Below are 24,520 nucleotides of genomic sequence, written 5' to 3' on the forward strand. Positions count from 1 at the left end.
CATCGTAAAGCAGGACGACGAGAATGACCGGTCCGCGACTGGCAGACTGATTTCAGTTTTGCCGGTCAGGCGTGCAATGCCCGACCCTAACCGAGCGCCTCGAATGACAGGCGGCGCTCCACCCAATACTGGAAACGGATCAACGCTCCGTTGAGGATCAGGTAGACAATTGCGATCACGGTCAGCACCTCGAAGGGGCGATATGTGGTCGAGATTATCGCCATGCCCGCGCCGGTCAGTTCGGTCACCGCGACCAGGCCGGCCAGCGAGCTGCCCTTCACGATCAGCGTCAAGTTTGAGGTCAGCGGCGGCATGATTGTTCGGATCGCCTGGGGAACGATAATGCGCCTCAGTATCATCGCGGGTGGCATGCCGAGGGCGCGCGCGGCCTCTTTCTGGGTCGCCGGGACGGCACGCAGACCCGCGCGAATGTACTCGAGGTTGTAACCGGTTGCCGACAGGGTCAGGCCGGCGATCGCGGCGGGAACCGCATTCATGTAGATGCCGACCTGCGGCAGACCGTAGTAGCTGAGAAACAGCAGTGTCAGGGCCGGTGTGGCGCGCATCGCCCAGCTGAAGCCGGCGGTGACCCGGCGCAGCCAGACCACATTGCTGTCGCGCATCACGGCGAGCGGGAAAGCGAAGGCGACCGAGAGCACGATCGTCGCCCCGGCCACCCAGATGGTGGTCAGGCCGGCGCGCCACAGCATGCCGGCGTTATCGATGATAATGGTCCAGTCCATCATGAGCCTCCGGTCGGTGGGCCGTAACGCCGGCGCATCCACCCGCTGAGCAGGGTTTCACCAACCATCACGGCACTGGCGATCGTGGCGTAGACCACGCCGGCGAAGAGTATCAGCGTCAGCGGGTCCTGCGAGATGGCAAGGCTCTGTCGGGTGACCATCATCACCTCTCCGACCGAGATCGCCGAGGCGAGCGACAGCATCTTCACGTTTCCCGCAAGGAAGGTCGCCCAAGGCGTCACGGCGATCCGGGCCATCTGAGGCAGAACCACGCGGCGCAGCGCCAGACCGCGCCCCATGCCCAACGCCCGGCTGGCTTCCCGAAGACGGGGATCGATCGACCGCAGCGAGGCCCGGAAGATCTCCGCATGAAAGGCGATACCGATCAGCACGAAGGCCAGCAACGCCGATCCGATGGATCCAAGATCGACGCCCAAATAGGGCAGCGCGAGGTAGCAGAACAGAAGGACGACTAGCTCGGGCAGCCCCCGGAACACCCAGGTGTAGACCGACAAGAGACGCGCGCGTCGGCCCTCGGTCAGGACGGCGAGTGTCAGGCCCAGGGCTGTGGCGATGGCCGTGATGAGTAGGAACATCCAGATCGTTAACCAGATCGCCCCAAGAAACCGGGGGAATTGCGAGGCCAGGACATCCATCAGTCGGACACGCGCTCGACGAATTGGCGAAGCTCGGGGGTTTCGGGATTGGCCAAGACGACCTTGGGATCACCACTTTCGCAGACAAGGCCCTTGTGCATGAAGATCACCCGGTCGGCGACCTGCCGGACGAAACCCATCTCGTGACTGACGGAAATCGTCGTCATGCCTTCCGAGGCAAGCTGGCGCATCACCGACAGGACCTCGCCTTTCAGTTCGGGGTCGAGCGCCGAGGTGACCTCGTCGAAAAGGAGCGCCTCGGGCCGCATGGCGAGCGCCCGGGCAATCGCGACGCGCTGCTGTTCACCGCCTGACATTTGATGCGGATAGGCCGCCTCACGGTGCGACAGGCGCACCTTCGTCAATAGCTCGCGCGCCTCTGTCGTAGCCTCGGCCCGGTCGCGGCCCAAAACCATCACCGGCGCTTCGATGATGTTCTCGAGAGCAGTCATGTGGGGAAACAGGTTGAAGCTCTGGAAGACCATCGACACTTCGGTCCGGTACTTCAGCAATGCCTTCTCGGGCAACTTGGTGCGGACGCCGTTGCGGTCGACCCAGCCAACCTCCTTGCCCTTCCAGTAGATCCGACCGCCGTCAGGCACGATCAGCAAGTTGAGACAGCGCAGCAGGGTCGACTTGCCCGACCCCGATGCGCCGATGATGGCCACGACCTCGCCCCGGCGGACCGAGAAATCGATGCCCTTCAGGACATCCTGATCTCCCAGCCGCTTGGTGAGGCCGCGGACATCGAGGAGCACCTCAGCTTCTGACATGGATCCGCTCGGGCCACGCAGGCGTCATGAGCATGCGCGCGTTGAACACGTTCAGCACGTTCGGCGTCACGGTCGGGCAACCAAGCCGCTCCGAGATATCTGCCAGCAGCGTCTCGGGATCATGCGGCGCGAGGCCGTCGCCGTAGCCCCAGATCAGGGCAAGGTCGAAGGGGCCCTCGGGGGCGAGCTGGTCAAGCGCCTTGCCATCGGCGATACCGATGCCGAAATGGCTTTCGACCTTGTCCATCCAGGGCTGCGACGTCCAGGTCGCACGGTCCTGGTCAATGTGCCACTCGGTTGGCAGGAGCAGGGCCAGCTTCAGCCCACCGCGAACCTCGGCCTGGCGCCGAACCAGGTCAAACATGAGCTGGTAGGGCAGCAACAACGGCACCGGGCAGCTTAGGGCGCCTTCCGGATACATCTCCGCGCAACACATAAGCACCATATCGACGCCTTCGGCCACGTGGGCATCGATGCAAGCCTGCGCCCGTTCGAGATACCAGGTCTGGCCCACGAAGATCTCTTCCCAGCCAGCGCCCATGCGTCGGTCATCGGGCGTATCGTTGTGAACGTAGCAGCCGATGCCGAGCCCGTCCGAGGGGCTGATCTCGTGCTCGGCGATCTGCTCTCGCGTGAGGCCATCGAGACAGGCTTTTTCGGTTACGGTCACCTCGACACCCATCGCGGCTAGCGCGTTCTCGTGAAAGCTGACGTACTCGTTGCGGGGGCTTTGGCCGGTGGTGATGATGCCGATCTTGAGTGGCATGTCGGTTCCTTCTGACTTGGAGAGTGTCGGCGAGAGTTGCGTCCCGCCGACAGAGGGGGCTGCCGATCAGCTTGGATCAGGCGGCATCTGGGTGAAGTCGACGGGCTGACCGAAATACTGCTCGATCAGCGCGTTGAGGGTACCGTCCTCACGGTACTGAGCGAGCAGAGGCTCGATCGCCTCGGCCAGCGCCGGGTCGTTCGGGGAAACGGCGATGGACTGCGTCTTGGGTGAGCGCACCTCGGGAAGGACGGTAATCTGCTCATCGTTGGCGGCGAGGTAATTCGGCCCGAGGTAGTCCATGCCGATCCAGTCGATGCGACCGTTCTTCAGGTCGAGCGACAACTCGGTCCAGCCCGGATACTCGGCGACCGTTCCGAGGCAGTCCTCGTCCAGCGACGCGCGGATCAGGTCGATCTCGGCAGAACCGCGGACCACGCCGACGGCCAGGCCGCAGATATCGTCCCATCCCTGGATCTCTTCGTTCGAGGTAAGCTTGGTCACGGCGACGCCGTTGATGATGTAGGGCGACAACATGATCAGGTCGTCGGACGCGAGGCGATCAGCAGTTCGGGTCACGCCCGAAGATACGACATCGAAACGGTCGGCCACGAGGCCGGGCAGCAGGCCCGACCAGTCGAGTTGCCGGAATTCAACCTCGACCCCGAGGTCCTCGGCGACCTTCTCCATTACCGCTATGTCGAAGCCGTCGAGCTCGCCGTCGCTACCGATCATCGTAAAGGGCGGGGCAGAGCCGGTCGTGCCGACTACGATCGTGCCCTCTTCCATCAACTGGTCCTGGAATTGTGCTTGGGCGGGGCCGCTGATCAGCGCGCCGATCACCGCTGCAATCGCGAGCTTGGTCTTGTCAGTCATTCGAGCCTCCATGGTTTGTGATATATTTGTGAAATATCCCAAATAGGAAGGCAATTATTTCTGCGATTGTCGGGGGGAACTTTCGCTCCCCCGATCAAATTTTCAGCGGTTCGCCTGTCAGAGGTTCTTCAGGAGTCCGCCGTCTGCCCGGATCATCGATCCGGTGACGTAGGAGGCGCGCGTCGACGCCAGGAAGGCCACCACGGCGGCGAACTCTGCCGGGTCACCGTAGCGCCCGGTGGGAATCGTGGCGCGCGACGCGGCGGCGACGTCTTCGGCGCTCTTGCCCTGGGCCCTCGCCTTTCCCGCATCCAGTTCGGCGACACGGTCGGTACCGATCCGGCCGGGCAAGACCATGTTCACGGTAACCCCCAGCCCAGCGACCTCCGATGCCAGCGTCTTGGACCAGCCGGCCATCATGCCGCGCACACCGTTCGAAAGGGCGAGGTTCGGGATCGGCGACTCGATACCGGAGGACCCGATGGTCACGACCCGGCCGAAACCGCGTTCAGTCATACCGGGGACAAGTGCGTTGGCGATCGTTACGATCGGCAGGGCCATCGACTCCCAGGCTGCCTGCCAGTCTTCCACCGGTCGGCCGAGGGCCGGTCCCGCCTTCGGCCCACCGCAATTCGCGACAAGCACGTCGATTTCCGTGGCTTTCATTCGCTCGCACAAGGCGGCGACGGATTGGGGGGAAGAAAGGTCAAGCTCGACCGGGATGACCCGGCCCTCGGGCAGGTCGGCAGCCCAGTCCGAGATCGCACCGGTATTGCGCGCAGCGGCATGGACTTGCGCGCCCTCGAGCGCGAGCTCACGGGCGCAGGCCGCCCCGAGGCCCCGGCTGGCCCCGAGCACGAGTGCAGTCTTGTCAGCGAGTCCCAGATCCATCAGCCCAGCTCCTTAAGTCGTTTTTCCTGGCGATCGATCAGGCGATCGACCTCGGCGGCGGATGCCGCGTCCAGCATCGCGCCCGGCTTGCGCAGCGCGGGGCTTGCGATGACGCCGCGACGGGCAAGCACGTGCTTGCGCACTGCCAGCCCGAGACCCGGCTGGCTTTCGTAGCGGACAAGCGGCAAATAGGCGTCGAAGACGTCCTGCGCCCTATCCATGTCACCTGCCTTGGCGAGGCGCGTGACCTCGACCATCATCTTCGGGAAGCCGAAACCGGTCATCGCGCCGTCGGCACCGCGCGCCACCTCCTCGGGCAGGAACAGGCCAGCGTTCCCGCAGAGGATCGACAGCCGCCGCTGGCCGGCGGCCTCGTCGGCGCGGATTCGGGCGATCTTGGCAAGCCCCGGCCAGTCCTCGTGCTTCAGCATCTTGATCGATGGCATGTCACGGATGATCCGGGACATGACGTCGTCGCTGATCTTCACGGACGTCGCGAGCGGGAAATCCTGGAGCACGACGGGGGTGTCGTCGCCAAGCGCCTCAATCACCTGGCCATAGTAGGCGTGGATCTGCGGATCGGTCTTCAGGCTGGACGGCGGCGCGACCATCGCGCCGGCAGCGCCCATGTCCATCACTGCCCGCGACAGGTCGCGGATTGCCGCGAGGCCGGGCGCCGAGACGCCGACCACGACGGGGCGCCCCTCGGCTCGTGTGATGACGCGGCGCGCGATCTCGACCGCCTCGGGCTGGGTCATCTTGGGCGCTTCGCCCATCATCCCGAGGATGGCGAGGCCGTCAGCCCCGTCCTCGAAGTAGCTGTCAGTGACCCGATCGAGGCTCTCCCAGTCGATCTCTCCATCTGGATGGAATGGCGTCGCCGATATCACGAAGACGCCCGAACTGTTCTCATTGATGAGGCTCATGCCAGATTTCTCCTTTCGGCGTACCAGCCCCCGGTCGCGCGCTTCACGACGCGGCCTGCACCGGGAGAGTTGACGATGGTGCTGCCGTCCCAACCCGGCGCGCCCCGCAAATAGGTGGCGACGACGCGAACCGAGAAGGTCTCCCCGTGGAACGGGCTCCAGTTCAGGCCGTCGTGGGCTTCGGCCTCATCCCATTCGGTCTCTTCCTCGGCGAGCACGGCGAGATCGGCCTCGAGCCCAACACGGATGGACCCCTTCCGATCGGCGATCCCGAAGAACCGGGCTGGCCGGGCGCAGAGGAAGTCGGCCGTCATGCGTGGCGCGTCGTGGCCCCGTTTACGCGCCAGGGTGAAGAAAGAAGGCAACAGCGTCTCGAGACCTGGAATCCCGGCACCCGCGTCGAAAATCGACTCGGTGAGCTTGTTGTCGATCGGCCAGGATGAATGGTCGGACGAGACAAAGGCGACTTTGCCGGTCTCGAGCGCGCGCCAAAGCCCCTCGATGGCACCGGGCCGGATTGGCGGGTTCACCTTCATGCGCGCCCCCAACCGCTCGCCATCTGCGGCGGCGTCGAACCAAAGGTAATGAACGCAGATTTCGCCCGTTGCGCGGGCTCCCATTGCCGCGAAACCGTTGGTTAGCTCGAACCCGTCCGCGAGCGTGATGTGGACGGGGTGGGCATGAGCCCCGACAGCCTGTCCCAGCGCGTAGAATTGCGCGGTTGCCGCAAGCTCGGCAGCCGGCGGGCGCGACGTCGAATGCGCCTCGATGCCCTCGATACCGGCCTCGCGAGCCCGCGCCATACGGGCATGCACGATCTCCTGATCCTCATTGTGAAGCCCAAGCGGCAGGTCGCTGGCAGCCAGGGCCTCGAAAAGATCGAGGGTCAGATCTTCGCCGATCCGGGGGAAACGGGTCGGGCTGCTTTCGAAGGAGGAAATCTTGAAGGCGACGGCGCCGCGCTGGATCAGATCCCTGACGTTGTCGACCCCCGCCTCGCGGGTGACCGTCGCATAGAGCGCCATGTCCGCGTGCGCATAGGTGCCGACGGCATCAGCTTTCTCATCGAAGCGCTCGATGCGGTCGAGCGGGACGGGATTGTCGTAGGGCATATCAACGAGCGTCGTGACGCCTCCCGCGATGGCCGAGCGTGTCGTGTCTTCGATGCCTGGCAGACCCTTGTAGCTGGTGGCATGGGTCTGGCCGTCGACGACACCGGGCAGGATCAGCGCCCGACCGTGGTCGTCGATCTCTGCGGCGGCCGGCGCGCGCCCCTGCCCGATCGCGGCGATACGGCCGTCCAAGATGGCGATCCAGCCGTTCTCGATCGTCGCGTCCTCGGCGACGACGGTTCCCTTCACGATACGATCAAACATGGGGTTGCGGCCTCACCCAGCCGATATCGAGTGCAGCCACGGCATCGGCCACCGCGGCCTGAACGGGATCTATGACGATGCAACCGGTTTCCTCCTGAAGGCGCTCGCGCTGCTCGCCCATGCCGGCGCAGCCGAGCACGAGCACATCGGCGCCGTCCTCTTCCCGGAGCTGGCGACCGACCGCGGCGATCCGCGACGCTGCCCGGTCTGCATCGTTCGCCTCGGCGACCGACATCTCCACCGCACGATCACCGCCGAGGCGGGACAGGATGCCCATACGCTCGATCATGGCGCGGTGCCGCGAGATCGAGGACTGACCGAGTGAGATCACTCCGAACCGCTGTCCCAGAACCAGCGTCCGTCCGTAGGCCGACTCTGCGATGCCGAAGACAGGCTTGCCGGCCACCTCGCGCGCTTCGGTCAGCCCAGGGTCCGAGAAGCAGGCAATGACGCAGGCATCGGCCTCGACCGAGCGGACCCAGTCCGCTGCCTTGGGTGCAACCGCGCGGACATCTTCGTCGGTCTCAATACCCTTAGGGGCGGACGTCAGGGTGTGACAGTCGATCTGGTGATCGGTCAGAGCGACCTGACGCTCGAGGCAACGCGCCATCGAACGCGTGACCGCCTCGGATGAATTGGGATTGAGAACCGCGATTCTCATTGAAGGCACCTCCAGCCCATCGGGCATATCAACTATTGTTCTCGTGATATTTTACACGACAGATCACGTCAACCAATGAGGGCGGCTGCTTGCGTCACAATGACGAATGCGCTCGCACGAGCCTATTGATGAGGCACGCAACTGGCAGATACATACCCGGCCTTCTGTAGAACCTGCCGTAGTTACAAGCCATCGAGGCCGCACAAAAAATTGGCGACCGCCGGTCAATTCGCAAAAACTTCTCGCAACATTGCTGATTGTTCGCCTACAATCTTGGTGATCGACCGTCAGATATATCATAAGCCGACTCGAGTCGCATTCAAAGAGGGAGACTTTTCCATGACCGTACCGAACCGTGTCACCGCTGTCCTGATGACCGCGTTGCTTGCCGGGCCCGTGGCCGCGCAAGGCACCGCAGAAGACGGCGTGGTCAACTTCGCAGCCGACTTCGCCGCTGCGCCGAACCAGTTCATTCGCACGGATGGCGAGATGGACGGCCTGAACGTCGACATGTGCGGCGCCGTCGCAGAGAAGATGGGCGACGAGATCGAATGGACAAACCTCGCCTTCCCCGGCCTCGTGCCCGGCCTGCAGGCCAACCGGTTCGACGCTATCTGCACTGCGATCTTCATCAATCCCGAGCGGCTTCAGATCATGAACATGATCTCCTACGTTCAGTGGGGCGAAGGCCTGATGGTGCCCGAGGGTAACCCGGCCGGAATCTCCTGCGAGGCCGAGATCGGCACTCCGGAAAGCTACGAAGCCTGTTTCGACGGGCTGGCCGGAATGACGGTGTCCGTCGCCGCCGGTGGCACGACCAACACTCACTTGGTCGAGCAGAGCGACCGCATGGAAGAGGCGGGCCTTGATCCGATCGACATCCGCGCGTTCGACAGCAACTCCGAAACAATTCAAGCCGTGACGGCAGGCCAGGCCGACGCCGGCTATCTGAACGACCCGCAGGCTGCGTACTTCATCTCCAGTTCGGGCGCGCCGTTCGAAATGGCCTTCACCGGCTTCGCCGCGAACCAGCTGGCGATCGCCACGCTCAAGGACAACACTGAGCTCGCCGATCGCATCCTTGCCGCGCTCGAAGAGCTTCGAGCCGACGGCAGCTATGACGAGATCGTCGAGACTTGGGGCGTCGCCGCCGTGCCCGAGTTCGTGCTGAACCCCAGCGAATGAAGCGATGGGCCGGCCCCGGCCAGATCCGGCGCCGGCCCTGACCTGCAGACGACCCGGGACCATCGATGGACTTCTCGACCGACATATTCCTCGACTACCTCACCCGCCCCGAGTTCCTCTCGGCAGCGGGCGTGACCCTTGCAGTAGCGGTCGCCGCCCAGCTGATCGGCATTGCAGTGGGGCTGGTGCTCGCACTGTTCGGAATGTCCCGCTACGCACCGCTGCGCTGGTTCACCCACGGCTACATCTGGCTGATCCGTGGCACGCCACCGCTCGTGCAACTGATGCTGCTCTATTTCGGCCTGCCGCAGCTTGGCATCCGGTTGACGGTGCTTCAGGCGGGCTTGATCGGCCTCGGGGCCTATGCCGGCGCCTTCATGGCCGAGATCATCCGCTCGGGACTGGCGTCCGTCTCGTCTGACCAGATGCAGGCGGCGCGCTCCATGGGCTTCTCGCGCCTTCAGTCGATCCGCTACGTCGTGATGCCCCAGGCGCTTCGCGTGATGCTGCCGCCGTTCGGCAACGAGTTCGCGTCGATGATGCGGACGACGTCGCTACTGTCGGTGATCTCGTTCGAAGAGCTGCTGCGTGTGACCCGGATGGCGATCAACGAGACCTACCGCGTGATCGAGCTCTACTCCGTCGCGGCGGTCTACTACCTCGCGATGTATTCGCTCTGGCTGTTCGTGCAGGCCTACCTCGAAAAGGCGGCCCGTCGCGGCGTAACCGCCCGGCCCGCGACCGCCCCCACGGAAATCAAAGGCGCCCAGTAGCGCCGAATTCTCCAGGACAGACATGTACAATATCATCCTCTTCGGCTGCGGCGCGCTAGGAACCCGGCTGCTTCGCGTGCTCGAGAACGACTATGCCGCGCTGAACGTTGTCGGAGCCATCGACACAGCGCCAAACCTCGCGGGCAGCACGCTTGGCTCGGCCTGCAACTCTGGCCGTTTCGCGGACGTGACGATCTCGCCCGACCTGGACAGCTGCCTTGCGGGACTGGAGACGACACCCGCTGCCTTCATCCACATGACCGAGTCGAAGCCGGCTCGGATCGAGGCTCAACTGCATAACGCGCTCGACCGCGGTATGAACGTGATCTCGGCCGCCGAGTCGATGTTCTATCCCGGCCTCCGCTTCCCCGATTTCTCGGCCCGTCTCGACGCACGCGCGAAAGAGCTTGGCCTGACTGTGACCGGCATGGGCATCAACCCGGGCTTTTCCTATGACACTGTGCCGCTTCTGCTGGCCCGCAGCACCAGCGCGATCAGCGCCATTCGGATCAAGCGTACGATCGATGTGACCGGCACCGGACCCGGCGACATCGAACATGTCGGCTATGGCCTCACGCCCGAAGATTTCCGCGCCGGAGTCGAGCGCGGCGACATCGTCGGCCACATGGGCGCGCCGGAATCTCTCGCCCTGCTGGCCGAGTACCTCGACATGGAGCTCGACCTTGTGACCGAGAGCTGGGACCTGCAGACCGCCGAGATGGATGTCGACAGCGGCGATCCGACGCTCGGCATCCTGCCGCCCGGTCGGGTCGTGGGGATCACACAGCACGCGAAGGGCCATGCGGACGGCAAGGTCGTCCTGCAGACCAGCCTGTCGATGTTCTATCGCCCCGAGACCTTCGGCCTCACAGAGTGCGACGAGATCGAGATCGACGGCAACATGCCGGTCCGAATGCGGATCGAGCCAGCCCTCGAGTCGCTGTTCGGCGCATCGAACGTCCTTGCGAGCACAATCGTTCCCGCGATCGAGGCAGCACCCGGCCTGCTGTGCGGCCTCGACCTTCCGGTCGCGACGCACCGTTCTGACGGGCGCTATGCCGTCGACTCGTCCCGGGATCTGAAGCCGGGTCACGTGCCGCTGACCCGCACCAGAGGCTGATCGCGATGCAGGGCTTCGATCTCCAGGCCTTCCTGGGCTTCGTCTCCTCGCCGCTGATGGCGAAGGCGGCGTGGGTGACCATTTGGGTCGCGGTCGCGGCCCAGACGATCGGAACAGTGCTTGGAACCGGCCTGGGGGTCGCACTGACCTCTGGCCGACCCTGGCTGACCTGGCCGGCCCGGACCTACCTGTGGGTCTTCAAGGGAACGCCACTGCTGGCGCAAATCCTGTTCTTCTACTCGGCCCTGCCGCAGCTGGGTCTGCCGCTGGGCCTCATCGCAACCGGCCTGCTCGGCCTCGGCCTCAACGAAGCGGCACGCATGGCGGACATCGTGCGTTCGGGATTGATGGCAGTGCCGGACACCCAGCGAGAAGCGGCAGCCTCGCTTGGCCTTCGCCCCTCGGTCGCGTTCCGCAAGGTGATCCTTCCGCAGGCGGTTCGGACCATCCTGCCGCCGCTCGGCAACAACTTCGCCTACATGATCAAGGCGACATCGCTGCTTGCAACCATTTCGTTCGCCGAGCTCTTGCGCATGTCTCAGCAACTGGCCCAGTCGACGGCCCGCCCGCTCGAGGCCTATCTCGGCGCGAGTGTCTGGTACCTGGTGCTGATCTCTGTCTGGACAGTCATCCAGAAGTACCTCGAACGTCACTTCGCCCTGAAGGAGTCGATGGAGGCCAGCGACGACACGGGCCGCGCGATGCGCGCCCCGACCGGCAAGGTCGAAGCTCGCGTCGAGGTGCCCCGGTCCTCTGCCGAGGTTGTCATCGAGGCCACCGGCGTCAGTAAGAGCTTCTCGGGGCACATGGCGCTACACCCCACCGATCTTGAAGTTCGACGCGGCGAGGTGGTTGTCGTGCTTGGACCTTCCGGTTCCGGCAAGAGCACCCTGCTGAGAACGCTAAACTGGATCGAGGCGGCCGATGACGGCGATGTCTGGATCGAGGGCAAGAGCCTGGCCTGGACTGAGGGGCGCAACGGCCGGCGGCGCCGTCCGGAGCGCGAGATAGACCGAATTCGCCAGAGGATCGGCATGGTCTTTCAGAACTTCGCGCTGTTCCCGACCTATACCGCCCGCCAGAACGTCGCGCTTGGCCTGATGCGCCTGCGCGGCGTGAAGCGGGCCGAGGCCCTGTCACGCGCTGACGACCTGCTCGCGCGCGTCTCGCTCGGCGACAAGACCGAGGCCTTCCCGATCGAGCTTTCCGGTGGCCAGCGACAGCGCGTGGCGATCGCCCGCGCCATGTCGATGGAGCCCGTCGCGCTTCTCTTCGACGAACCGACCTCCGCCCTCGACCCCGAAACGGTCGGCGAAGTCCTGACCAGCATGACCGATCTCGCGAAGGCCGGCGCCACGATGGTCATCGTCACGCATGAGCTCGGGTTCGCGAAGAAGGCCGCAGACCGGATCGTCTTCATGGAAGACGGGCACAAGATCATGGACCTGCCGGTCGACCGCGCCTTCGCCCCGGACGCCCCGCCCCGCTTCCGCGCGTTCCTCGAGCTGGTCGACGCAAAACCACAGTCCGCCTGAACCGTGGGCGGGTGCTCGGGATGTCTTGCTTAACCTGGGGGGCTCTCGTCGCTTGGGAACTGCCCGCCCAAAAACTGCAGGATCAGCAATAGGACGCGACGGCGGCTCGGCCCACCGCAGGGAGGAACCCTTGTTCGCGGAGCGTCCCCGCGAACCGACGCAACACCTTCCGTGCCGAGGTGGTCCGGGCAGTACGGGAGCTAGACCCACTTGCCCCCCCCCTACCCTCACACAGCGGAATTCGGCGAAATACTCCGCTGCCAAACTCCAGCCAAACAGTGGGACCATTAGCGGGCCCAGATTTACGGTGGTCGTCACTTTTCAGGACATAATGGCGGAGGGGATGGGCCTCAAATCCAACCTTCTCCACCCAGAAACCCAATAATTGCTACCCAACCGTGACGCCAAACACCGCTCCCACCGCTGCTGTCGCAGCCATTGCGAGAGCGCCCCAGAGGGTGACCCGCGCGGCGCCCCGAACGACACCAGCGCCGCCGGCGGAGGCGCCCAGACCGCCGAGGACCGCAAGGCCGACGATCGTCGATGCCGCCACGAACAGCGCGATCGACGTTTCGGGCGCCAATAGAACGACGATCAGCGGAACGACCGCACCCAGGGCGAATGTTAGAGCCGAGACCAGCGCCGCCTGGATCGGGCGTGCCGTCACGGTCTCGGAGATGCCGAGTTCGTCGCGGGCATGCGATCCGAGCGCGTCGCGTTCGGTCAGCTGGTGGGCCACCTTCTCCGCCAGGTCGCGATCCAGCCCCCGGTCAACGTAGATCCGGGTGAGCTCCTCGAGCTCTGCCTCAGGCGTTTCCGCCAGCTCGCGGGTCTCGCGGGCAAGATCGGCTTGTTCCGCATCGGTCAGGGAACTGACCGAGACGTATTCTCCTGCCGCCATGGACATCGCACCGGCCACGAGGCCAGCCAGCCCCGCGATCAGGACCTCCGGCTTTCCCGATCCTGCCGCGGCGACGCCGACAACGAGGCTCGCAGTCGACACCAGTCCGTCGTTGGCTCCGAGAACGGCGGCCCGCAGCCAGCCGATGCGATGCACCATGTGGATTTCGGAATGCGAGAGGCGGCTCATGGCGTGGCTCCTTGCGCGATGTCGGCCTGCCCGGAGGAGACAGCCTTTGGATTCGGGATAGTGGGCTCATGGGGCGCGATGCGCAGCGCGCGCAGGGCGTTCAGGATCACGGCGACGTCGATGATCTCCTGCAGGAGCGCCCCCTGCACCGGAGTGAGATAGCCGAAAGCCGCGGCGATCATGCCCATGACCGACAGCCCGATCCCGGCGACAACGCTTTCGACAGCGATGCGGCGCGCACCGCGCGCAATCTCGATCCCCGGCCCGAGCCGGTCGATACGGTCGACGAGCAGCACGACGTCTGCCGCCTCCGCCGATGCAGCGGCTCCGCGTGCGCCCATCGCGACACCCACATCGGCCGCTGCGAGAGCCGGCGCGTCGTTGACGCCGTCGCCCACCATCATCACGGGCCCGCGCTTGCGCTCGGAGAGAACCAGCAGAACCTTCTGGTCGGGCGTGAGCCCGGCGCGCAGCCCGTCGAGGCCAAGCCCCTCGGTCACGCGCTCAGCCACGTCCGCGCGGTCGCCGGTGGCGAGCAGGATACGCGCGATGCCCTCGCGGCGCAGACCGTCGAGCATGGCGCCCGCACCCTCGCGCAGCGGATCGGACATCACGAGGTGCCCTGCCATTTGCCCGTCGACGGCGACGGCGACGAGAACCGAACCGGCGGCAATGGCGGAATGATCGCCCGGCTGGCGCCCCACGCGCGCGGCCACGAAGCCGTCGCCACCGACGATGACCTTCCGGCCCTCGACATGGCCCACGACGCCTTCACCCGGGATCTCAGCCACGTCCGACGGAACCGGCAGCGTGAAGCCGCGCGCCTTCGCGGCCGCAACGATGGCCTGCGCCACGGGGTGCTTGGACGCCTGGTCGAGCGCTGCAGCGAGGCGCAGTATGTCGTCCTCCGCCATCCCGTCGTGGCTATCGATCGAGACGATCTGCGGCCGGCCGTCCGTCAGCGTGCCGGTCTTGTCGAGGATCAGCGTTCGGATGCGCGCCATCGTCTCGAGCGGTCCCGCGCCCTTGATCAGCACCCCGAAATGCGCGGCACGCGACAGCCCGGCCACCAGCGCCACCGGCACGGCGAGGATCAGCGGACAGGGCGTGGCGACAACGAGCACGGCGACGGCCCGGATCGGATCGCCGGTGAACCACCAGGCCGCGAAGGCGATGCTGACCGTGACCGCGAGAAAGCCCAGCGACCAGCGGTCGGCCAGCCGCGACATCGGCGCCTTCGAGGCCTGCGCCTCCTCGACCAGCCGGACGATCCCGGCATAAGTGCTGTCCTTGGTTTCTCTCGTCGCCGTCAGATCGAACGCCTCGCCTGCGTTTGTGGAGCCGCTCATGGCTTCGGCGCCGTGGGCGAGGCGCACTGGCAGGGACTCGCCCGTCAGCGCTGAGGTGTCGACGAAGGCCGTCTCCGAGGCCACCGTGCCGTCCACCGGCACCACGTCGCCCTGACGTATCAGGAGGCGGTCGCCGGGCGCGATGTGGTCGAGCGGGATCTCCTCCAGCCCGCCGTTGCGGTGCCGGGTCGCGGTCCGCGGCACGCGGGAGAGGAGGTCGTGCATCTCGCGCCGGGCGCGGCCTTCGGCGAAGGCTTCGAGGAATGTGCCGCCGGAATACATCACCGCGACCACCGCCGCGGCGAGGGTCTCGCCGAAGACGAGCGCCGCCGACATCGACAGCGCTGCGACGATATCGAGGCCCACCTCGCCGGAGCGCAGGCTGCGCAGGATCTCGACCACGAGCGCGGCGAGCGCTGGAACGACGCCGGCGATCCAGATCAGGTTCGCAGCGTTGGGTCGGCCGGAAAAGTAGAAGACAAGTCCCGCAAACAGGCCGGTCGCGGCAATGAGCAGGATAGCGGTCTTGAAGCGGTCAGTCCTTGTCGTCTCCATGCGGCCTATCTCCCCTCTGCAGGGGTAATCGCCGCTGGCTCTTCGGAAAAAAGTCGTCCGACTCCCACGCCCCTCACGCTCCCGCAATCTTCGCGCAAGAGGAACAGGGCGTCGAGCCCTTCTTTTCTTGCGAGTTCGGCCCCTTTGCCGAGACCGAGCACCATGGGCGCCGTCGTGCAGAACGGCTTCGTCGAGAGCTTCAATGGCCGACTGCGGGACGAGTGCCTCAATGAGCACCTGTTCTCCAGCCTGACCCAAGCCCGCCAGTTGATTGAGGCCTGGCGCGAAGACTACAATCACCACCGCCCGCACACGAGCCTCGAAGGACTCACCCCGCGGGAATACTTCAACAGGTCAGAAAAGGACCAAACCCGGAACAGAGCTAACTTCTGAACGAGGACATAAAGGGGAGCATGTATAAACTGCCTTCCCCTGCAAGTGATTTGTCGATGCGCCGCTGACCCTGCTTCTATGTATTCGGTCTTTCTTCGGGGCCGGTCGATTTGCCCCTGACCAAGATGGGAAGTCGCGCGTCCTGTGTCTCGTTAGCTCATCGGCACTTCAGGGGCCATGCTCCCCATCAGACTGACAAGACGCCGATCGGTCGTTGGTCCATCTCCTCCTCGCTCGCAGATTCCTTTGTCCAGTTGCGCGTTTGCCCGACTACAGGCCGCTCATGGCATTCGGCCGATATCTCTCACCCTTCGTCAGAACAGCCCAGGCAATACGCGCCATCTTGTTGGCCATGGCGACCGCCGCGACGTTCACGTGCGCTCGCTCCTTCAGACCGTCTGCCCAAGCCGTTATTGGCGACGTCCTGTCGCGCACGAGATGCAGCACCGTCCGGGCTCCGTGGATGAAGAGCTTGCGCAAATATCGATTGCCATGCTTCGAGATGCCAATCAGCTTGGCTTTGCCGCCTGTCGTGATCTGCCGCGGCACCAAGCCGAGCCATGCGGCGAGATCACGCCCCTTGCCAAAGCTGCTACCCGTGCCGACGGCTGCAACAAGTGCCGTCGCGATCGTGGGACCTATGCCGGGGATTTCCATCAGCCTCTGCATATCAGCATCCGTCCTGGCCAGCGCCTTGATCTCGGCATCGATGGCCGCGACCCGATCATTGATCACGCCCAGTTCGGACGCCATGTCGGTCACAAGCAGGAGCATTCGGGGTGAAAGATCGGCAGTGCCCTCTGCGGCCAATCTGGCCAGTTCCTTTTGGAAGACATGGCGCCCTGTTCCTACCCGGATGCCGCGCTCCATAAGGAAACCGCGGCCCTGGTTGATCAAGCGCGTCCTGTCCGACACGAGACGCTCCCGCGCACGGTGCAAAGCCTGAAGGTCGAGCTGTTCTTCCGATTTGATTGCAACAAATGACATCGTTGGACGCGTCGCGGCTTCGGCAATGGCTTCAGCATCACGGTCATCGTTCTTGTGAACCTTCACATAAGGCCGGACATACAGAGGCGACATCAACCGAGGGTCATGCCCCTTTTGAAGGCAGAAGCGCCCGATGTGATGCGCCCCGCCGCAGGCTTCCATCGCAACGACGCACGGCGGAAGCGTGTCAAGAAAGTCCAGCAGCCGATGCCGCTGGAGACGTTTGCGAAACACGACCGCTCCCGCTTCATCCAGCCCGGCAAGACTGCAAACGGTCTTGCCCAAATCTATGCCCAGAACCTTGATGTCCATCAGATGCTCCTCTCTCCACCTATGCCCGCCACGGTAGCAACGGGTTGGTGGGAAGGCAGTTCATCCCATTAGGTCACTTCATCTTCGCTGTCCGCACCCCGAACGGGCGCAAACCCACCAACCACCGCCTCGTTCTTGATGGAATTTTCTGGATTGCCCGAACCGGGGCACCATGGCGCGATCTTCCCGGGGAGTTCGGCAAATGGTCGAGCGTCTATCGGCAATTCCGGCGCTGGACGTTGGCAGGGCTCTGGGAGGACATCATGGAGGCCCTGAACCAGAGCGGATCCGTGCCAAGTGCCCTGCAGATGATCGACAGCACCGTGATCCGCGCCCACCATCAGGCAGCGGGCGCTAAAGGGGGACTCCGCGACAGGGTTTCGGCCGTTCTCGAGGTGGCTTTACGACCAAGATCCACCTCCTCGTCAATGCACACGGGCTTCCCATGAGGACAGAGATTACGCCAGGCCAGACGTCAGACTATCTCGGCTTCGATCTGGTGATGGCGGATAATCTGCCCCGCCCGAGTGTGCTGCTCGCGGATCGCGGCTACGATGCAGACAAGATCAGAGACGGCATGGAGGGGCGCAACGTCCTGCCCGTGATACCGATGCGCAAGTCTCGCAAGAAGCGGATTGGTGTCGATCGCTCCCTGTATCGCCTGCGTAATCTGGTCGAACGCTGCTTCAACAAACTCAAAAACGCCAGGCGTGTCGCGACCCGCTACGACAAAACCGCGGAAAGCTTCCTCGGCTTCATTGACATCACGTCGATCCGTCTCTGGATTCGCCATTTGTCAACATGACCTAGGCTACATCAGCCCCATGGAGTTCGAAGCCCGCGCTATGCTAGCTTAACCCGATGTCCACGAAACCGGCAGCAGCTCATGATGAAGCATAACGACGCCACGCTTTGATCGCAGCTCTATGTAAGCCATGTCAAAGGGCCAAGCTGTTCATCAGCCGTGGTGTGGCTGAAACCGCGCCTTGCCAGACGCAGGCCGAATCTCTTGCAGCCCTTGCCCCCGGCCCGCTCGAGCTGCGGCAAGAGCCTGACCGCAATCACCTGAACTTGGTGTTGGACCTCGCCGACCCTGACAAACCGCCGGGTTGGCGCCCTGCCGATATGGTCGCAGACAGCTAGGCCGCCTCAACCTCCCGCGATCTGGCCGCTGGCAAAGGCCAGCATCGCGGCCGATGATCGGATGGCATGACGCGCCTCGACCTCGGCGATCTGCGCATCATAGAGCAGGCGCAGCGCCGTATCGACCTCGCGCACTGTCAGCAACCCCTGATCGGCCATCGAGCGTGCGGCGTCATAGGTCACACGCGAGGTGCGGACCAGATCACCCGCCGCCTGATTGGCGGCCAAAGCCGCCTTCAGCGCCTCATAGGCGGCGATGATTTCACCCTCTGCGCTGCTGCGCAGGTATTCGGCCTGCGCCAGAGCGGCATTGTGGTCGGCCTGCGCCGCCTCAAGCCGCATGGCGCGGGCATTGCCGTCCCAGATCGGGATGTTCACGCCGACAAAGACCCCGCCGAAATCGCGGTCGCTGGCATGGTCCAGCCCGACCGGCACCCGGTCATCGCTCAGTTGCCCCGAGGTCCAGCGATGGCCGAGCGCGGCGCTGGCGACGATCTGCGGCCGGAACGAAGCCTCGACCAAGGCCACATTCGCCTCGCTGGCGCGGGCGCGGGCAAAGGCGGCCTGCAGATCGGGGCGGCGCGAGAGCGTATCGGCAAGGAAGCGGTCCAGCTCGGCCGGGGGCCGCGCGGGCAGGGCCAGCGTGTCGCCCGGATTGATGCCGATGCGTGTCGCGGGCGACAGTCCGGTCAGGGTGGCCAGCCGGACGTTGGCGGCGGCGGTTTCCGCCTCGGCGCGGGTCAGGTCAAAGCGCGCCTGCGAGACCAGTTGCCCGGCCTGCGCCTCTTCGGTGACGGTCGCCAGCTCCTGCGCGCGCCGCGCCTGCGCCATGGCGGCGATCTCGTGCGCGGCGCTCAGACGGGCGCGCTGGATGCCCTCGCGCGCCTGCGCCGCCTGCAGGTCGTAATAGGCCTGCGTGACATTGTGGATCAGAAGTTGATGCACGCCGGTGAAGGCGACATTGGCGGCAAAGGACAGCTCTTCGGCCCCGGCGCGGGCAGCATCGCGGCGGCCAAAGTCGAACAAAAGCCAGCGGACCGAGACCGATGCCGTGGTCACTCCGATATCGCCGGTGACATTGCCCTGCGGCAAAAGCCCCAGCCCGTCCTCGATCCCCGCCCCTTCGGCACGCTGCCAGCCGGTGAGGATCTGCGCCGAGATCTGCGGCAGATAGCTCGCCTCGACCAGCCCGACCGCGGCGGCGGCCTGCCGCGTCCGCTCCCATGCGGCGCGGGTCTCGGGATTGTTGCGCTGCGCCATATCGATCAATGTCGCCAAGGCATAGGTCTGGCCGGGCTGCGCGCTTGGGCGCGGCGCGGCATCGGCCATGACCCGGCTGTCCGGGGCTAGCAGGAACCCGCTCTGCCCCGGCGGCGGCGCATCAGGCGAGGCCGGGGCCAGCGACGCGGTATCCGGCGGCGCGCAGGCTGTCAGCATGACCAGCCCGCAGGCCAGAAGGGCATTATGCGGCTTGGACATGATCGCCCTCCTTCGCGTGGCTCTGTCTGAGATAAAAGTGCAGCTGAGCCGTGGCCTCGGCAAGTTCCTGCGCCAGCCCCGGTTGCCGCTCAAGGACGGCCAGCCCGGCCAGTCGCCGCGCGCGGGCCAGAGGTTCGCGCAGCCGCGCCACTTCACGGCCATTGGTGGCGGGCGGGTTTGATGCGAGGGCCGCAGACAATTCCGCCAAAGCCGCCTGCGCATCATCGCGCGCATGGACCGGCCAAAGTGCGGTGAAGACAAACCAGACAACCGCGCTGCCGAACAGGATGCCGATGATCCGGCTCAGGCTCGCGTCGATACTCGCCGGGGGTGAGAACCCGGCCAGCACTACCAGATAGAAGCAAAGCGCCATCTGCCATCCGGCATAGGACACCCGCTCGCCGCCCAAGGCGATCCAGGCTGCGACGAAGGTGACGGCGCCGGTGACGATCAGCAAATGGCCGATATCGGTCATCCACGGCATCAAAAGCGTCATCACCAGAATTCCGGCGACCGCGCCGATCAGGCAACCGATCAGCCGCAGGGCCAGCCGGTGATGCGTCTCGCCGCGCGAGCCGAGGGCCACATAGAACACAGTGATCATCGCCGTATGGATCGAAAAGAGGTTGAAGGCCGCGTAAAAGCCATAGGTGATCAGGACGGCGACAAGGCACTTCAGTGCGAAGCGCAGGTGGCGCGGATCGCTGAAGGCATCTGGCCGGAAGAGCGGCGCCTTCTCGGGCGCTGACGACCCGGAGGATGCGCGGGGAGCGGCACCCGCCTCGGCCAGAGCCAGCCGGAAGTAGCTGTCGTCATCGGCGCGGGCGAGAGCCTCGGCATCGGCCCCCCGTGCCGCGCCAAGGATGCGGGCGAACTTCAACCACTCGTCGCTGCGCGCCAGCCCCTCGTCCAGAAGCCTCTGCGCCTCGGGCGTATGGGGCACGTCACTGGCGGCCTCTCGCCGTGCGATCTGGCGGCGCAACAGCACTTCGGGCCGGACACCGGCCAAAGCTGCCCAGACCGCCATCAGCCCCAGTGGCAGGACCAGCACCACCCACATCCAGCGCATCGCCTGCGACATGAGTTCTGGCACCGGGATCAGATCGACCAGCGTCAGCATGAAGGCAAAGACAAATCCCGCCGTCGCCGCCAGGGGACCAAGCCGGCTGGCCTGCGACAGGAACATGCCGAGAAAGGCAAAGCCGGCGATGGCGGCCAGCCGCAGCATCGGATCGCCCATCACCGCATTCAAGAGGGGGATCGCCAGGAGGATCGCCAAAGTCGCGGCGGCGCTCAGCCGGACAGCGGTCATGATGCTGTCACCTGCGTTGTCGCGGTGGGCGAAGAACAGGATATAGCAGGAGAGCGCCGCCTCGGGCACCCGCATCGCCATGGCGAGAAACACCGTCACCATCACCAGCCCGGTCAGGGTCAATGCCCCGCGCAGCCGATCCGCCCGATCCTCGCGCGCGATGCGTTCTGCGAATGTCTCGGGCGGGGTGGTGATGGCAGGGGCAATGGCGGTGGCAACGCTCATTGGCCGGTGCCGCTTTCCCCGACCGCGCCTTCCTCTGGCCCGATGATGCGGACCGAGACCGAAGCGCCCAGCCGCACCAGCCCTTCCGGCGGATGCTCCAGCTCGATCTCGACCGGAAAGCGGCGGGCGGCGCGCACCCAGTCCAGCTTGCTGGCGACCAAGGGCAGGCCCAAAAGCTGCGCCTCTTCCGAGGACCGCACGCCCCAGCCGATGCCACCGACCACGCCCTCGATCATCAGATCCGGCGCGGCCAGCAGGAACACCCGCGCCCGGTCGCCGATGCGGATGTTCGGCAGGTCGGTTTCGCGGAACAAGGCGCTTACCCGCCAATGGCTGTCGTCGATCAGCGAGAACAGCGTGACGCCCGAGACCACGAATTCGCCCGCCGTGAGCGTCATCCCCGCCAGCACACCGTCGGTCGGGGCACGCACCTCGGTGCTGCGCAGGTTGCGCTCGGCCAAAGCAACCGAGGCGCGGGCGACATCGACCTGTGCGCGGCGGGTGTCCAGCGTGCCGACAAAGGCGTCTGTCCCCTGCGCATGGCTTTGCGACTGCGCCAAGGTGACCGTGGCATCGCGCAAGGCGGTCCGCGCGGCATCGACCTCTTGCGCAGTGACATAGCCCTGCGCCAGCAAGGGTTCGAGCCGGTTCAAGGTCTGCTGCGCCAGTTCCAGATTGGCGGTGGCGCGCTCGATCTGGCTGTTGGCGACATCGGCGTTGGATTGTTGCAGCGCCAGATTGCCCTCGCCCTGCCGCAGCTCGGACTCTGCCGCGGCCAATGCCGCGCGCGCCTGATCGAGTTCCAGTTGATAGGGCTCGGGGTCGATGCGGAACAGCAGATCACCTGCGGCGACCCTGGCGCTTTCGCTGACGGCGACCTCGATCACCAGACCGGGCACGATGGCGGAAATGCCGGTGACCGGGGCACTGATCTCAGCGGCATCGGTCGAGGGGTGGCTGGCCGATTGCCGCCATGCCCAGACGGCGGCAGCGGCGGCGGCGAGAGCCGTCACGAGGACCACAAGGCGAAGGATAGCGCCGACCCAGGGGCGCGGAACTGGCGAAGGCGTCTCCGACCGTGACGGCGTGACCTCCGCCGATTGAGACGGCGAAGCCCGGCCATCATCCTGATCCGTCGATACGGCAGGACCGGCACTGACCTCGGGCGGGTGCTCCACGGGGTCCGGAAGTGCAGTGCCGGCAACACCCTTGCTATCAGCTGTGGCATTTGCCTCCGGCACCGGAGCGGTGACCTGCGGCTTGGGCTCGTCCTGCGCGGCGCTCATCCATAGCTCCCGATCCAGAGGTAATTCATGCCGATACCGGCCAAGAGGGCCACGGCGGGATAGAAGACGGCGGCGGCTGGCAGATGCCGCGACAGGCCAGTCAGCACGAGGGTCTCGCGCAGGATCAGCGCCACACCGACCCCGGCCAGCGCCGCAAAGATCCAGACCGGAAAGGACGAGCCGAACAGGCCGATGATGGTCGCGCGCGGGGTCATCTGGCACCTCCAAACATGGTCTTAGCCGTTGTCCGTCGTCGAATGATTTGGAACAGCCGCGCTGATTTTGTAGCGGATGGCTTGGGCTCATCGGTTTCAGGCTATGCCACTTGACGCTGGTGGCTCAAGCGGCGGTTTTGGATGGTCTGCTGTTTGATGCGCCTCCTTTCAGCCAAGATGGTTTCACCGCGACCAAAGTAGACGTCAGCTGGGGTTAGGTTGCTGATGCTCTCGTGGTAGCGATTGTTGTTGTAGTGATCGATGAAGGCGGCGATGGCTGCTTCGAGTTCGCCCTCGAGGAAGTAGTTTTCCAGCAAGATGCGGTTCTTCAGGGTCTGGTGCCATCTTTCGATCTTTCCCTGTGTCTGGGGGTGCATTGGTGCGCCGCGAATGTGCTTCATGCCTTTGTCTTCGAGATATTCTGCCAGATCAGCAGCGATGTAAGACGAGCCATTATCGCTGAGCAGCCTGGGTTTGTGCAGAACCTTGGCGCTGACGCAGCCTGACGCTGCCAAAGCGATGTCGAGCGTGTCGGTGACATCCACGGCCCGCATGTTGCCGCATAGCTTCCAGCCGATGACATAGCGGGAGTAGTCGTCGAGGATCGTGGACAGGTAGAACCAGCCCCAGCCGACGACTTTCAGATAGGTGAAGTCAGTCTGCCACATCTGGTTTGGCGCCGTAGTCTTGTCTTTGAACTCATCGGCCGCCTTGATGACGATGTAGGCCGGGCTGGTGATGAGGTCGTGCGATTTGAGCAGCCGGTAGACAGAAGCCTCTGAGACAAAATACTTTTCTGTGTCAGTGAACCGGACCGCCAGTTCGCGCGGCGACAGCTCGGGCTCCTCAAGCGCCAGCGCCACGATCCGATCCCGAACCGCATCGGGGATGCGGTTCCAGACCCGGGAAGGGGAAGATGGCCTGTCCTCCAACCCCTCGGGCCCATGTTCGACGAAGCGATCATACCACCGGTAAAACGTGGTGGGTGGGATGCCGATCTTGGCTAGGACGTGTTGACAAAAGGGATTCACATCGGGCTTTGATCATGATTCAAGCTGGTATCTGCGATGGAGGCCAGTTTGGCACGAGCCCTTATGTCGGACGAGGAATGGGCGTTCTTTGAGCGCTTCATCTTCGCTGTCCGCGCCCCGAACGGGCGCAAACCCACCAACCACCGCCTCGTTCTTGATGGAATTTTCTGGATTGCCCGAACCGGGGCACCATGGCGCGATCTTCCCGGGGAGTTCGGCAAATGGTCGAGCGTCTATCGGCAATTCCGGCGCTGGACGTTGGCAGGGCTCTGGGAGGACATCATGGAGGCCCTGAACCAGAGCGGATCCGTGCCAAGTGCCCTGCAGATGATCGACAGCACCGTGATCCGCGCCCACCATCAGGCAGCGGGCGCTAAAGGGGGACTCCGCGACAGGGTTTCGGCCGTTCTCGAGGTGGCTTTACGACCAAGATCCACCTCCTCGTCAATGCACACGGGCTTCCCATGAGGACAGAGATTACGCCAGGCCAGACGTCAGACTATCTCGGCTTCGATCTGGTGATGGCGGATAATCTGCCCCGCCCGAGTGTGCTGCTCGCGGATCGCGGCTACGATGCAGACAAGATCAGAGACGGCATGGAGGGGCGCAACGTCCTGCCCGTGATACCGATGCGCAAGTCTCGCAAGAAGCGGATTGGTGTCGATCGCTCCCTGTATCGCCTGCGTAATCTGGTCGAACGCTGCTTCAACAAACTCAAAAACGCCAGGCGTGTCGCGACCCGCTACGACAAAACCGCGGAAAGCTTCCTCGGCTTCAATGACATCACGTCGATCCGTCTCTGGATTCGCCATTTGTCAACATGACCTAGAACCAGCAGCTTCAAGGGGTTTGAACACTATGA

The 24,520-nt window shown here is 64.7% G+C and carries 22 protein-coding genes and 2 pseudogenes; 7 read left to right on the plus strand and 17 right to left on the minus strand.

Translation table 11 applies throughout. The annotated features are described in order from the left end of the window. Positions 1 to 86: 86 nt before the first annotated feature. The 9 genes from I8N54_RS14390 to I8N54_RS14430 all read right to left on the minus strand — a co-directional run bounded on the left by I8N54_RS14390 (position 87) and on the right by I8N54_RS14430 (position 7,668). Positions 87 to 743 carry an amino acid ABC transporter permease gene (locus I8N54_RS14390; protein ID WP_197097679.1) on the minus strand — a complete coding sequence of 219 codons (657 nt, stop codon included), beginning with the start codon at positions 741 to 743 and terminating at the stop codon, positions 87 to 89. Further along, positions 743 to 1,399, minus strand: a complete 657-nt coding sequence (locus tag I8N54_RS14395) for an amino acid ABC transporter permease (RefSeq protein WP_140197378.1) — start codon at positions 1,397 to 1,399, stop codon at positions 743 to 745. Before I8N54_RS14395 ends, I8N54_RS14390 begins: the two co-directional genes overlap by 1 nt. Then, positions 1,399 to 2,172, minus strand: a complete 774-nt coding sequence (locus I8N54_RS14400) for an amino acid ABC transporter ATP-binding protein (RefSeq protein WP_140197377.1) — start codon at positions 2,170 to 2,172, stop codon at positions 1,399 to 1,401. Before I8N54_RS14400 ends, I8N54_RS14395 begins: the two co-directional genes overlap by 1 nt. Next, positions 2,159 to 2,938, minus strand: coding sequence for an AroM family protein (locus tag I8N54_RS14405; protein WP_140197376.1), 780 nt, complete (start codon positions 2,936 to 2,938; stop codon positions 2,159 to 2,161). The genes I8N54_RS14400 and I8N54_RS14405 overlap by 14 nt, the downstream gene beginning before the upstream one ends. A gap of 66 nt (positions 2,939 to 3,004) precedes the next feature. After that, the gene (locus I8N54_RS14410) at positions 3,005 to 3,814 is read right to left on the minus strand and encodes a substrate-binding periplasmic protein (protein ID WP_197097677.1); all 810 of its coding nucleotides are present in this window, start codon (positions 3,812 to 3,814) and stop codon (positions 3,005 to 3,007) included. Positions 3,815 to 3,931: 117 nt separating this feature from the next. After that, positions 3,932 to 4,705, minus strand: a complete 774-nt coding sequence (locus I8N54_RS14415) for an SDR family oxidoreductase (protein WP_140197374.1) — start codon at positions 4,703 to 4,705, stop codon at positions 3,932 to 3,934. Further along, positions 4,705 to 5,631, minus strand: coding sequence for a dihydrodipicolinate synthase family protein (locus I8N54_RS14420; protein WP_140197373.1), 927 nt, complete (start codon positions 5,629 to 5,631; stop codon positions 4,705 to 4,707). The genes I8N54_RS14415 and I8N54_RS14420 overlap by 1 nt, the downstream gene beginning before the upstream one ends. Further along, positions 5,628 to 7,007, minus strand: coding sequence for a dihydroorotase (locus I8N54_RS14425; RefSeq protein WP_140197372.1), 1,380 nt, complete (start codon positions 7,005 to 7,007; stop codon positions 5,628 to 5,630). Before I8N54_RS14425 ends, I8N54_RS14420 begins: the two co-directional genes overlap by 4 nt. Next, a complete protein-coding gene (locus I8N54_RS14430; RefSeq protein WP_140197371.1) occupies positions 7,000 to 7,668 on the minus strand; it encodes an aspartate/glutamate racemase family protein in 669 nt (222 codons plus the stop codon). The genes I8N54_RS14425 and I8N54_RS14430 overlap by 8 nt, the downstream gene beginning before the upstream one ends. Positions 7,669 to 8,007: 339 nt before the next feature. Here I8N54_RS14430 and I8N54_RS14435 point away from each other — a divergent pair, with 339 nt between their 5' ends. The 4 genes from I8N54_RS14435 (at position 8,008) to I8N54_RS14450 (ending at position 12,281) form a co-directional block, all read left to right on the plus strand. Further along, a complete protein-coding gene (locus tag I8N54_RS14435; protein WP_140197370.1) occupies positions 8,008 to 8,853 on the plus strand; it encodes an ABC transporter substrate-binding protein in 846 nt (281 codons plus the stop codon). Between the two features lie 65 nt (positions 8,854 to 8,918). After that, entirely contained in the window at positions 8,919 to 9,626 is a 708-nt protein-coding gene (locus I8N54_RS14440) for an amino acid ABC transporter permease (protein WP_140197369.1), read from the plus strand. Between the two features lie 22 nt (positions 9,627 to 9,648). Continuing rightward, on the plus strand, positions 9,649 to 10,746 hold the full coding sequence (locus I8N54_RS14445; RefSeq protein ID WP_140197368.1) for an NAD(P)H-dependent amine dehydrogenase family protein: 1,098 nt from the start codon (positions 9,649 to 9,651) through the stop codon (positions 10,744 to 10,746). 5 nt (positions 10,747 to 10,751) lie between these two features. After that, entirely contained in the window at positions 10,752 to 12,281 is a 1,530-nt protein-coding gene (locus I8N54_RS14450) for an amino acid ABC transporter permease/ATP-binding protein (RefSeq protein ID WP_140197367.1), read from the plus strand. A gap of 388 nt (positions 12,282 to 12,669) precedes the next feature. Here I8N54_RS14450 and I8N54_RS14455 read toward each other — a convergent pair whose 3' ends face one another. Together I8N54_RS14455 and I8N54_RS14460 are read right to left on the minus strand one after the other, a co-directional pair. After that, entirely contained in the window at positions 12,670 to 13,371 is a 702-nt protein-coding gene (locus tag I8N54_RS14455; protein ID WP_140197366.1) for a VIT1/CCC1 transporter family protein, read from the minus strand. Continuing rightward, on the minus strand, positions 13,368 to 15,275 hold the full coding sequence (locus tag I8N54_RS14460; protein WP_140197365.1) for a heavy metal translocating P-type ATPase: 1,908 nt from the start codon (positions 15,273 to 15,275) through the stop codon (positions 13,368 to 13,370). Before I8N54_RS14460 ends, I8N54_RS14455 begins: the two co-directional genes overlap by 4 nt. A 165-nt stretch (positions 15,276 to 15,440) precedes the next feature. On the opposite strand from I8N54_RS14460, the pseudogene I8N54_RS14465 reads away from it, so the two are divergent. After that, positions 15,441 to 15,668, plus strand: a pseudogene (locus I8N54_RS14465) (integrase core domain-containing protein); the annotation flags it as partial. A 270-nt stretch (positions 15,669 to 15,938) separates the two neighbouring features. Here the strand turns inward: I8N54_RS14465 and I8N54_RS14470 are convergent. Beyond that, positions 15,939 to 16,967: an IS110 family RNA-guided transposase gene (locus tag I8N54_RS14470; protein WP_140197364.1), complete on the minus strand. Its 1,029-nt coding sequence runs from the start codon at positions 16,965 to 16,967 to the stop codon at positions 15,939 to 15,941. A 44-nt stretch (positions 16,968 to 17,011) separates the two neighbouring features. Between I8N54_RS14470 and I8N54_RS14475 the strand changes: the two genes are divergently transcribed. Then, a protein-coding gene (locus I8N54_RS14475) for an IS5 family transposase (RefSeq protein WP_140197363.1) occupies positions 17,012 to 17,772 on the plus strand; the annotation gives its coding sequence in 2 pieces (ribosomal slippage) (positions 17,012 to 17,324 and positions 17,324 to 17,772; 762 coding nt in all). Positions 17,773 to 18,116: 344 nt separating this feature from the next. Here the strand turns inward: I8N54_RS14475 and I8N54_RS14480 are convergent. The 5 genes and pseudogenes from I8N54_RS14480 to I8N54_RS14500 all read right to left on the minus strand — a co-directional run. Continuing rightward, positions 18,117 to 19,589: a TolC family protein gene (locus tag I8N54_RS14480; protein ID WP_197097676.1), complete on the minus strand. Its 1,473-nt coding sequence runs from the start codon at positions 19,587 to 19,589 to the stop codon at positions 18,117 to 18,119. Then, positions 19,573 to 21,126, minus strand: a complete 1,554-nt coding sequence (locus I8N54_RS14485; RefSeq protein ID WP_140197361.1) for an FUSC family protein — start codon at positions 21,124 to 21,126, stop codon at positions 19,573 to 19,575. The genes I8N54_RS14480 and I8N54_RS14485 overlap by 17 nt, the downstream gene beginning before the upstream one ends. Next, complete coding sequence (locus I8N54_RS14490; protein WP_058249587.1) at positions 21,123 to 22,412, minus strand: HlyD family efflux transporter periplasmic adaptor subunit; 1,290 nt, start codon at positions 22,410 to 22,412, stop codon at positions 21,123 to 21,125. Before I8N54_RS14490 ends, I8N54_RS14485 begins: the two co-directional genes overlap by 4 nt. Then, complete coding sequence (locus tag I8N54_RS14495) at positions 22,409 to 22,627, minus strand: hypothetical protein (protein ID WP_140197360.1); 219 nt, start codon at positions 22,625 to 22,627, stop codon at positions 22,409 to 22,411. The genes I8N54_RS14490 and I8N54_RS14495 overlap by 4 nt, the downstream gene beginning before the upstream one ends. A gap of 101 nt (positions 22,628 to 22,728) precedes the next feature. After that, positions 22,729 to 23,634 (minus strand): annotated as a pseudogene (locus tag I8N54_RS14500) (IS3 family transposase); the annotation flags it as partial. Positions 23,635 to 23,694: 60 nt separating this feature from the next. Here I8N54_RS14500 and I8N54_RS14505 point away from each other — a divergent pair. Next, positions 23,695 to 24,482, plus strand: a protein-coding gene (locus I8N54_RS14505; RefSeq protein WP_140197359.1) for an IS5 family transposase whose coding sequence is annotated in 2 segments (ribosomal slippage) — positions 23,695 to 24,034 and positions 24,034 to 24,482 — 789 coding nt in all. Because the reading frame shifts where the segments join, the coding sequence is not laid out codon by codon here. Positions 24,483 to 24,520 lie beyond the last annotated feature (38 nt).

This window comes from Pelagovum pacificum (assembly GCF_016134045.1).
GTDB classification, from domain to species: domain Bacteria; phylum Pseudomonadota; class Alphaproteobacteria; order Rhodobacterales; family Rhodobacteraceae; genus Oceanicola; species Oceanicola pacificus_A.

What these genes read in the sequence shown, in the direction of transcription:
- I8N54_RS14415 (WP_140197374.1), bottom strand. Translation starts at nt 4,705, where the DNA reads ATGGATCTGGGACTCGCTGACAAGACTGCACTCGTGCTCGGGGCCAGC.
- I8N54_RS14450 (WP_140197367.1), top strand. Translation starts at nt 10,752, where the DNA reads ATGCAGGGCTTCGATCTCCAGGCCTTCCTGGGCTTCGTCTCCTCGCCG.
- I8N54_RS14390 (WP_197097679.1), bottom strand. Translation starts at nt 743, where the DNA reads ATGGACTGGACCATTATCATCGATAACGCCGGCATGCTGTGGCGCGCC.
- I8N54_RS14440 (WP_140197369.1), top strand. Translation starts at nt 8,919, where the DNA reads ATGGACTTCTCGACCGACATATTCCTCGACTACCTCACCCGCCCCGAG.
- I8N54_RS14420 (WP_140197373.1), bottom strand. Translation starts at nt 5,631, where the DNA reads ATGAGCCTCATCAATGAGAACAGTTCGGGCGTCTTCGTGATATCGGCG.
- I8N54_RS14480 (WP_197097676.1), bottom strand. Translation starts at nt 19,589, where the DNA reads ATGTCCAAGCCGCATAATGCCCTTCTGGCCTGCGGGCTGGTCATGCTG.
- I8N54_RS14485 (WP_140197361.1), bottom strand. Translation starts at nt 21,126, where the DNA reads ATGAGCGTTGCCACCGCCATTGCCCCTGCCATCACCACCCCGCCCGAG.
- I8N54_RS14445 (WP_140197368.1), top strand. Translation starts at nt 9,649, where the DNA reads ATGTACAATATCATCCTCTTCGGCTGCGGCGCGCTAGGAACCCGGCTG.
- I8N54_RS14410 (WP_197097677.1), bottom strand. Translation starts at nt 3,814, where the DNA reads ATGACTGACAAGACCAAGCTCGCGATTGCAGCGGTGATCGGCGCGCTG.
- I8N54_RS14405 (WP_140197376.1), bottom strand. Translation starts at nt 2,938, where the DNA reads ATGCCACTCAAGATCGGCATCATCACCACCGGCCAAAGCCCCCGCAAC.
- I8N54_RS14455 (WP_140197366.1), bottom strand. Translation starts at nt 13,371, where the DNA reads ATGAGCCGCCTCTCGCATTCCGAAATCCACATGGTGCATCGCATCGGC.
- I8N54_RS14435 (WP_140197370.1), top strand. Translation starts at nt 8,008, where the DNA reads ATGACCGTACCGAACCGTGTCACCGCTGTCCTGATGACCGCGTTGCTT.
- I8N54_RS14395 (WP_140197378.1), bottom strand. Translation starts at nt 1,399, where the DNA reads ATGGATGTCCTGGCCTCGCAATTCCCCCGGTTTCTTGGGGCGATCTGG.
- I8N54_RS14425 (WP_140197372.1), bottom strand. Translation starts at nt 7,007, where the DNA reads ATGTTTGATCGTATCGTGAAGGGAACCGTCGTCGCCGAGGACGCGACG.
- I8N54_RS14470 (WP_140197364.1), bottom strand. Translation starts at nt 16,967, where the DNA reads ATGGACATCAAGGTTCTGGGCATAGATTTGGGCAAGACCGTTTGCAGT.
- I8N54_RS14430 (WP_140197371.1), bottom strand. Translation starts at nt 7,668, where the DNA reads ATGAGAATCGCGGTTCTCAATCCCAATTCATCCGAGGCGGTCACGCGT.
- I8N54_RS14400 (WP_140197377.1), bottom strand. Translation starts at nt 2,172, where the DNA reads ATGTCAGAAGCTGAGGTGCTCCTCGATGTCCGCGGCCTCACCAAGCGG.
- I8N54_RS14460 (WP_140197365.1), bottom strand. Translation starts at nt 15,275, where the DNA reads ATGGAGACGACAAGGACTGACCGCTTCAAGACCGCTATCCTGCTCATT.
- I8N54_RS14490 (WP_058249587.1), bottom strand. Translation starts at nt 22,412, where the DNA reads ATGAGCGCCGCGCAGGACGAGCCCAAGCCGCAGGTCACCGCTCCGGTG.
- I8N54_RS14495 (WP_140197360.1), bottom strand. Translation starts at nt 22,627, where the DNA reads ATGACCCCGCGCGCGACCATCATCGGCCTGTTCGGCTCGTCCTTTCCG.